We start from the raw sequence: 8,378 nt of genomic DNA on the forward strand, positions 1-8,378 counted from the left end.
GACAAATTAGCCAGGAATGTAATTGCCTTTGAACCTGGCATTGCATTATTTGTTGACGATAATAGTCCTTTCCTGTTTTACAATAAAATTGCCCATTTTGCACAATCACATTTAAGCACAGGTGGAAATATTTTTGTAGAAATTCATGAGGACTTTTCTAAAGAGATACAGCAAATCTTTTTGAGCTACGACTTTAAAACGGAAGTTAGAAAAGATATATACGGAAAGGAAAGAATGATAAAAGCAACTTTCCTGAAATCAAATTAAGTTTATGAATTACACCAGTTAATTATTTTGCGCTGCTAACTGATGCGGAAGTTGTAGCACCAAGCTTTTTAGCCACCTGCATTACTCTCACAATATCACCCCAGCTTACCAGGGAATCGGCATTAATCACCACGGCTGGCTTTATACTATCGCCAATGCGTAGTTGCTTTTTCAAATCCGACTCCAGTGAATCAAAAAGAATTTTTCGCTGCCCGAGGTAAATATCCCGGTTTTTATTTATGCTCACAATCACACTCTGTTTAGCCTTGGTTTCACTTGTTGCCCTGGGATTATTCATTTTAATAACATTGGGATTTGCCAATGTAGAAATGATGAGGAAGAAAAACATAAGTATAAATAAAATGTCGTTCAAAGGACCCGTATCCAGTTCTGTATCTTCATTTTTATATCGTTTTCTTATACTCACGTTCAATTATTAATTTACAAAAAGTGATTTTCTTACCGGGTGGGTTCCTGTAAAATATCGGTGAATTCTGCCGTAGCTATTTCCATTTTATTTTCGATGCGGGTAATTTGTGCGGCAAGATAACTGTGACCAATATACGCTAATATACCAATGATTAAGCCCGTGGCAGAAGTGATCATCTTAATGTAAATACCATCGGCAATGGTGTTGGGCGTATATTCAGTGCTTTGAGCAATGCCTTTGAATAAAGCAAGCATACCGATAATGGTTCCAAGAAAACCGAACAACGGGGCAATGCGGGCCACTATTGAAATGATAGAAAGATTTTTTTCAAGTTTGTATAATTCGAGAGCGCCCACATTCTCCATACTTTTTTCAATGGCATCCATCGGTTTGCCAATTCGCTGTATACCTTTATCTACAATCTGCGCAACGGGGTTATCATTGTTTTTTGAAAAACTTCTTGCTGCTGCAACATTTCCGGTTACGATGTGATCCCTGATGATGCGCATGAAATTATCGTCAATCTTTGATGCCTTGTTTATCGCGATCAATCTTTCGAAAAAGAAATAAACAGCAATAAGAAATAAAACAGCAAGAGGAATCATTATTACACCACCACTTACCAGCACTTCCCATAAGTTTTGGGTTTTGGGAGCAGCATGCGTTATCGAGGTTGTGTCAATTTGCAGGAGAAATAAATCCATGTACGTAGGTTTGATGACAAATGTAAAGAGTAATTCTATAAATGAGTGGTTGCGTTAATATGTGCAATAAACTTTAACTTAAATGTTAAAAAATGCTTTCAAAACCTTTTGGGTTATTTCTAACGTTTAAGGTTAACCTTTTATAAAATATTTTGTGTCTTAGTTTTTTTCTTCCCAAATCATACTCAGGTGCACAATCGTTTCTGCAGCTTTCGCCATATCCTTCACACCTATCCATTCCAGTTTGGAGTGAATGCATTGCATACCCGTAAATATATTAGGGCAAGGTAATCCCATATAACTAAGCCTGCTACCATCCGTTCCACCGCGAATGCTTTCTGTTGTAACATCCAGTCCGGCACGATTGATAGCTTCAGCCGCATATGCAGCCACTTGTGGATGCTGATCAAGCACCTGTTTCATATTGCGGTATTGTTCCGTAACTGTAAATTCCATAGATGCTCCGCGGTAATGGCTCACTACTTCTTCAGCAATGCCTCGTAATCTTTCTTCATGATTTTTTAAAACATCAGTATCAAAATCTCTCACAATAAATTCAATGGTTGCTTTTTCCGCAATTCCTTCCAGCCGCACCGGGTGAACGAATCCCTCTTTTTTTTCTGTGGCTTCGGGCGCCCATTCGGTTGTTGGCAATGCATGTAAAATTTCTCCGGCTATTTTTATCGCGTTTACCAATTTATTTTTTGCGTAGCCTGGGTGGGCAATTACTCCATTGATTGTTATGGTTACTCCATCAGCACTGAAGGTCTCATCTTCCAGACTCCCGGCTTCACCTCCATCCAAAGTATAACCGAAGTTGGCGCCCAGTTTTTTCATATCTAGCATGGCGGTCCCTTTACCAACCTCTTCATCAGGCGTAAATAATATTTTTATAGTTCCATGTTTAAGCGAAGGGTTTTTTACCATAAGCTCTGCCGCCTGCATAATAGCAGCAGCGCCGCTCTTATCATCAGCACCCAATAATGTTTTTCCGCTTGCCGTGATAATATCTTCTTTTATATGTTTATATAAATAGGGATGCGTAACAGCAGATAACACTTGCGTTGTATCGTCGGGCAAAATAATTTCCTCGCCATCATAATTTTTGTGAAGGATAGGTTTGACGTCTGTTCCGCTGCAGTCAGGAGCAGTGTCAACATGGCTGCAAAAACAGATAACAGGAATATTTTCCTTTGGCGAATTAGATGGAATGGTTGCATAAACATATCCGAATTCGTCCATCTCGGCATCGGCAATGCCAAACTCCTTTAATTCCTTTGCCAATAAGCTGCTTAAATTCTTTTGTTTTTCTGTAGATGGATGCGTTTTACTTTGCGGATCGCTCTGTGTATCAATTTGAACATAGCGCATAAAACGTTCGGCAATCGCATCTTTGTTTATTTCTATATCTGCCATAATTATTGCTAAGAATTGATTTGAGTAATTGTTGCAAAGGAACAAAGAAAAACCATTTTATGAATTTCGTTATTTCCAATAAATCATTGTTCATACTAATTTTTCCAATACGTAATATACGATCGGGCAAAAGGTAGAATTCTTTAATGTAATTGCAGGCCGTTTTAGCAATACATCTTCATCGGTATATGGAAACCGATGGCAATCCGAAGGCCGGTTTTCATAAATGGAGCAATAATTGTCTTCGCCGAGAAAAGGGCAAGGAGTTTTTTTTGCAACATAATCTCCGTCCTGGTCGAGATATAAATAAGTTTCAATAAAATCGCCCTCCTTCATCTTCAGGTGCTTCGAAATTCTCTTAATGTCAGGAGTTTTGAAGCGGGGAGAATAATTTCTGCAGCAATTGGCGCATTCCAGGCAGTTAATTTTTTCAAAAGCTTCCTCATGTAAATCGGGCAGCGCTTTTAGCACTTTGTTTTTGTCAGCCCTTTTCAGGAAATCTTTATATTTTTTTTGATTTAGAGCCGATTTCTTTTCCCAATTATTCAATAATTCCTCTTTCATTTTGTAAATATACAATTCACTCTTCCTTATAAACTCAACACCATTTTTCTCCGTTTTGCAACGTAACTTTGCGCCTTCATTTTGTATAGATAAAAAGGAAATGAGTTTGATGCTTCATTTCAGTGAAAAAATAAAGTATATATGAATCTTTTTGAGAAACAATCATCGGAATTTACAGCCAGGCATATCGGGCCAAATGAAGCAGAAACAAAAGATATGTTAAGCGAAATTGGGGTGAATTCCATTGAAGAACTGATTAATAAGACAATCCCAGCGGGCATCAGATTGAAAGAAGAATTAAATGTGCCTCAAGCTGTAAGTGAGTTCGAATATTTAAATGAGTTAAACGAGATTGCTCAACAGAACAAAGTGTTTAAATCCTATATCGGCCAGGGATATTATGATACTATTGTGCCCAATGTTATTCTGAGAAGCCTTTTTGAAAATCCGGGGTGGTATACACAATATACGCCCTACCAGGCCGAGATTGCACAAGGAAGGCTGGAGAGCCTTTTGAATTATCAAACTGTGGTAAGCGATCTTACGGGACTCCCCATAGCTAATGCCAGCTTGCTTGATGAAGGAACCGCGGCTGCGGAAGCGATGGCAATGCTTTTTAATCATAAGAACAAAGATCATGATCATATATCGGCGCCGAATTTTTTTATAGATGAAAAAATATTTAGCCAAACAAAAGACATTTTAATTACCAGGGCAAAGCCGGTTGGTATTGAAATAGTTTTTGGAAATTATGATTCCATGATTTTGAACGATTCTTTTTTTGGCGCCATCGTTCAATACCCAAATAGTGAAGGAAGCATTGAAGATTACAGAAATTTTATTGAGAAGGCCCATGCTTTAAATGTGCAGGTAATAATGGCCACCGATTTAATGGCGCTTACTTTACTTACTCCTCCCGGAGAATTGGGAGCAGATGTTGCGATCGGCTCTTCCCAAAGATTTGGAGTGCCCATGGGTTATGGTGGCCCACATGCGGCCTTCTTTGCGACTAAAGATGAATTTAAAAGAAATATTCCCGGGAGAATTATTGGCGTGAGTGTAGATGCACGGGGCAATCGCTGTTTAAGGATGGCGCTGCAAACAAGGGAACAACATATACGCCGCGAGAAAGCCACTTCCAATATTTGTACGGCCCAGGCGCTTTTGGCTAACATGGCCGCAATGTATGCGGTTTATCATGGTGCTGAGGGTCTAACGGACATCGCTAAACGAATTTCTTTGCTTACAAAAACCCTGGCAACTGAGCTCCAGGACGAAGGGTTTGAATTGCAAAATGAAAATTATTTTGATACGGTTACTTTCAAAATAGATAATACAGATAAAATAAAAGATATTTCTCAAAAATATCAGATGAATTTTCACTTTCCGGCAGATAACCTCGTTAGTATTTCACTTGATGAGACTACTACAAGGAACGATGTTCTTGATATCATAAATGTTTTTACGTCGTCAATAGATAGCGATACTTCTATGGCCACATTCGACTACGAAAGCTCTTTGGATAATATTCCAACATCACTCACAAGAACTTCGGAATTTTTATTACATCCTGTTTTCAACACTTATCATAGTGAAACAGAAATGATGCGGTACTTAAAAATGCTCGAGAATAGGGATTTGTCATTAACACATTCTATGATTGCGTTAGGCTCCTGCACCATGAAGCTTAACGCTGCTACGGAATTGATTCCTGTAAGCTGGCCCGGGTTTAGCAGGATACATCCTTTCGCCCCTGCTGATCAAACTAACGGCTATGCCTACATTACGAATGAACTTGAAAAATTGCTGAGTACGATAACCGGCTTTGCTGCCTGCAGTTTGCAACCTAATAGCGGCGCCCAGGGTGAATTTGCCGGCTTGCTTACTATTAAAAGTTATCATGAGAGCAGGAATGATTTTCATCGCAATGTTATATTAATTCCTATTTCTGCGCATGGCACCAATCCTGCATCAGCGGTAATGGCGGGTTGCAAAGTAGTGGTTACCAAATGTGATGACGAGGGAAATATTGATATGGTTGATTTGAAAATGCAGGCTGAAAAATATAAAGATTCACTTGCCGGATTAATGGTTACCTATCCATCAACTCACGGTGTATTTGAGGAAACAATTAAAGAAATCTGCCAATTGATTCATGATAATGGCGGCCTCGTTTATATGGATGGCGCAAACATGAATGCGCAGGTCGGTCTAACTTCGCCAGGACATATTGGTGCTGATGTTTGTCACCTCAACCTTCATAAAACCTTTGCCATACCGCATGGTGGTGGCGGGCCTGGTATGGGGCCCATTTGTGTGAACGAAAAATTAGCTCCATTCCTGCCTGGCAAAAATAATGGAGAAGGGTCGGTAAGTGCAGCTCCATTTGGCTCAGCCAGTATTTTATTGATCAGTTATGCTTATATAAAGTTGCTTGGCCAGACAGGACTTCGCAAAGCCACTGAATACGCGATTTTGAACGCAAATTATATGAAGTACCGATTGAAAAAATATTATAAAATTTTATACACCGGGAAAGGCGGGACCTGTGCGCATGAGTTTATCGTTGACCTGAGGCCTTTCAAAAATACTGTTGGCATTGAAGCTGAAGATGTGGCTAAAAGATTAATGGATTATGGCTTTCATGCGCCAACATTAAGTTTCCCAGTAGCCGGGACAATCATGATTGAACCAACGGAGAGTGAAAGCAAAGCAGAACTGGATCGATTTTGCGACGCGTTGATAAAAATTTATCATGAGATAAAAGAAATTGAAAATGGTGAGGCAGATAAGAAAGATAATGTTCTAAAAAATGCACCACATACTTTAAACGTAATTGCTGCCGATGATTGGAAGCATTCTTATAGCAGGAGCAAAGCCGCTTTTCCGCTGAAGTATTTAAAACAGAATAAATTCTGGCCAAGTGTGAGCAGGGTTAATAATACCTATGGGGATAGAAATTTAATTTGTACTTGCGAACCGGTTAGCGCCTATGTAGAGGCAGAAGTATAAACCTTAAAAATTAATTGTCTTAAAAAAGTTCCGTTGCCGGAACTTTTTTTGCCCTAATAGTGATTGAAGTAGATTGTTCCCTGGTATAATGCGTGGCACTTCCCCCCTAATTATAAAAAAACAAGTCGGGCGAAAAATCAAAATTAGTTCAGCAAAAAACGATTTGATTTTCATTTAGTAAAGGCAGCCCTTTAAATCTCAATAAAACATTAGCTACTGTCGCGACATCTTTCTGGCAATAAATGGCAATGCGCTCCAGATCTTTTTCCTCCCAGAACACTTCGCCGACTTTGCTGCCATCAATATCATCTTTAGGAGAGGGTACGCCCAGCGTTGCAGCAAGCAATTTTAACGAAGTATAATGTTTGTAATCACCGAAGCGCCACAAATGCAATGTGTCAAGCACGGGCGTGTCCCATGGCTTCATATTTTGAAAGTCAATATAGGATGGGATTGCGATATTATTTACCAGCATTCTCCTGCTTAAAAATGGAATATCAAATTCTTTAATGTTGTGCCCCGTGAAAATCCACCTTGAATTTTTCGCATGCAGCTGTTCCAGCATTCTTGTGAAACTTTCCAAAACATCTTTTTCATTTTCCGAAAAGAACGATTTTATTCTTAATTGCCATTCATTATTTTCTTTTTTAAAATAACCTGTGCTGATGCAAACAACTTTTGCAAACTCCGCAAGTATGGCCGCACGTTTTGGATAATATTCTTCCGGTGTGATATCTGGTGGCAGACTTTTTAGGATTTTCTCAGACCACAGTTCTTTCCATTCATCATTTAATAAACTAAAATGCTGAACACCCGAAACCGTTTCAATATCCAAAAGAAATAAATTTTCAATGGCAATCTGTTGCATAAGAAGTTGAGTTAAATCTCAATGAATATACAAAAAGCCCCGTTAACAAACGGGGCCAAAATAAGAACGGATGTATATGGAGTTAAAATGTAAACCCTGCAAATATGGTAAAGGCCTGGCTTTTCCATTTTTGTTGATTATCTATGTCGTTTAAGTTTGTTAAACCAACTTCATAACGGGCACCAAGATTTATAAACGGAATTTGCAACCATAATCCGCCAACTGCTGACCAGTCTGCCTTTTTAAAAATATCTCCATTGCTCTTAAGGCTATCAACAGTTTGGCTCAAAACATTTCCATACTGAGGCCCTAATTGCAATTTCACTCGTTTACTGGGTCCAACATTAATATTCAATAGCAACGGCACTTTCAGGTAATCTAATTTTGCTTTTTTCTGACTTCCATCTAAAAACAAATCGTCATAGATAGTGGAAGCATCAGTTGTAAATTCAGATGAAGCTTGAACAAAATTAAATTCGGGTTGTAGTCCAAAGGTTTTAGAAAAATTAAATTGCATAAAAACACCCAGCAAATAATTATAGTTAAATCCGTCCTTGTAAGCCTGCCCATTTATCTTATTAATATTTACTCCTGCCTTTGCTCCAAACCGGAAAAAATTTTCATGATCAGAATTTGGATCAAATTTTTTGCCTTGCGAAAAAACATTTGAAGAAGTAAAAAACATTAAAGCTAAGAGCAATCTTTTCATAAGGCCGTAAAATTGTACAACATGGTAAATCAATATTTATGCCAATGCGTTTCATCTATATTTAAATCACCTTCTGCTCCAGTGTCCCGGAACCCAATACCACCCACCTCTTCCCTGTTGCCAATGGCCACTTATATAATGATGATACCTCGGACGAGGTGCTGCCCAGTATCCCCTCCGGTAAACGTATCCATGACCGCTTCTTATCCATTCGCCTTCAATCCAAACATAGTGGGCACCTGGTGCAACCGGCCTTGCATATACAGGCGCCACCGGCCTGGTGCCAACGGTTATATAGGAAGGTCCACAGCCTGTAATAGAAAATAAAACAATTAATAGAAGAACTGATGTTGAAAAAAGCCTTTTCATAAAACTGATTTTAGAAAATTAGATAAAATTGATTTTGAA

At 38.8% G+C, this 8,378-nt stretch carries 8 protein-coding genes and 1 pseudogene; 2 read left to right on the forward strand and 7 right to left on the reverse strand.

Translation table 11 applies throughout. The annotated features are described in order from the left end of the window. Positions 1-267 (forward strand): annotated as a pseudogene (locus ACO1O5_RS11045) (hypothetical protein); the annotation flags it as partial. 22 nt (positions 268-289) lie between these two features. On the opposite strand, the gene ACO1O5_RS11050 reads toward ACO1O5_RS11045, so the two are convergent. The 4 genes from ACO1O5_RS11050 to ACO1O5_RS11065 all read right to left on the reverse strand — a co-directional run bounded on the left by ACO1O5_RS11050 (position 290) and on the right by ACO1O5_RS11065 (position 3,381). Continuing rightward, complete coding sequence (locus tag ACO1O5_RS11050) at positions 290-694, reverse strand: ExbD/TolR family protein (protein ID WP_486270153.1); 405 nt, start codon at positions 692-694, stop codon at positions 290-292. Between the two features lie 32 nt (positions 695-726). Continuing rightward, positions 727-1,401, reverse strand: a complete 675-nt coding sequence (locus tag ACO1O5_RS11055) for a MotA/TolQ/ExbB proton channel family protein (protein WP_486270155.1) — start codon at positions 1,399-1,401, stop codon at positions 727-729. A gap of 159 nt (positions 1,402-1,560) precedes the next feature. Continuing rightward, positions 1,561-2,817 carry a peptidase T gene (gene pepT, locus ACO1O5_RS11060; protein ID WP_486270157.1) on the reverse strand — a complete coding sequence of 419 codons (1,257 nt, stop codon included), beginning with the start codon at positions 2,815-2,817 and terminating at the stop codon, positions 1,561-1,563. 90 nt (positions 2,818-2,907) lie between these two features. Further along, on the reverse strand, positions 2,908-3,381 hold the full coding sequence (locus ACO1O5_RS11065; RefSeq protein WP_486270159.1) for a YkgJ family cysteine cluster protein: 474 nt from the start codon (positions 3,379-3,381) through the stop codon (positions 2,908-2,910). 141 nt (positions 3,382-3,522) lie between these two features. Here ACO1O5_RS11065 and gcvP point away from each other — a divergent pair, with 141 nt between their 5' ends. Further along, positions 3,523-6,393 carry an aminomethyl-transferring glycine dehydrogenase gene (gene gcvP, locus ACO1O5_RS11070; protein ID WP_486270161.1) on the forward strand — a complete coding sequence of 957 codons (2,871 nt, stop codon included), beginning with the start codon at positions 3,523-3,525 and terminating at the stop codon, positions 6,391-6,393. A 148-nt stretch (positions 6,394-6,541) separates the two neighbouring features. Here gcvP and ACO1O5_RS11075 read toward each other — a convergent pair whose 3' ends face one another. The 3 genes from ACO1O5_RS11075 to ACO1O5_RS11085 form a co-directional block, all read right to left on the reverse strand. Continuing rightward, on the reverse strand, positions 6,542-7,261 hold the full coding sequence (locus ACO1O5_RS11075; protein ID WP_486270163.1) for a ribonuclease H-like domain-containing protein: 720 nt from the start codon (positions 7,259-7,261) through the stop codon (positions 6,542-6,544). An 82-nt stretch (positions 7,262-7,343) separates the two neighbouring features. Continuing rightward, the gene (locus tag ACO1O5_RS11080; protein WP_486270165.1) at positions 7,344-7,970 is read right to left on the reverse strand and encodes a porin family protein; all 627 of its coding nucleotides are present in this window, start codon (positions 7,968-7,970) and stop codon (positions 7,344-7,346) included. Between the two features lie 66 nt (positions 7,971-8,036). Next, positions 8,037-8,339, reverse strand: coding sequence for a hypothetical protein (locus ACO1O5_RS11085; protein ID WP_486270167.1), 303 nt, complete (start codon positions 8,337-8,339; stop codon positions 8,037-8,039). Positions 8,340-8,378: the final 39 nt, after the last annotated feature.

The sequence above is a fragment of the Ginsengibacter sp. genome (genome assembly GCF_057362405.1).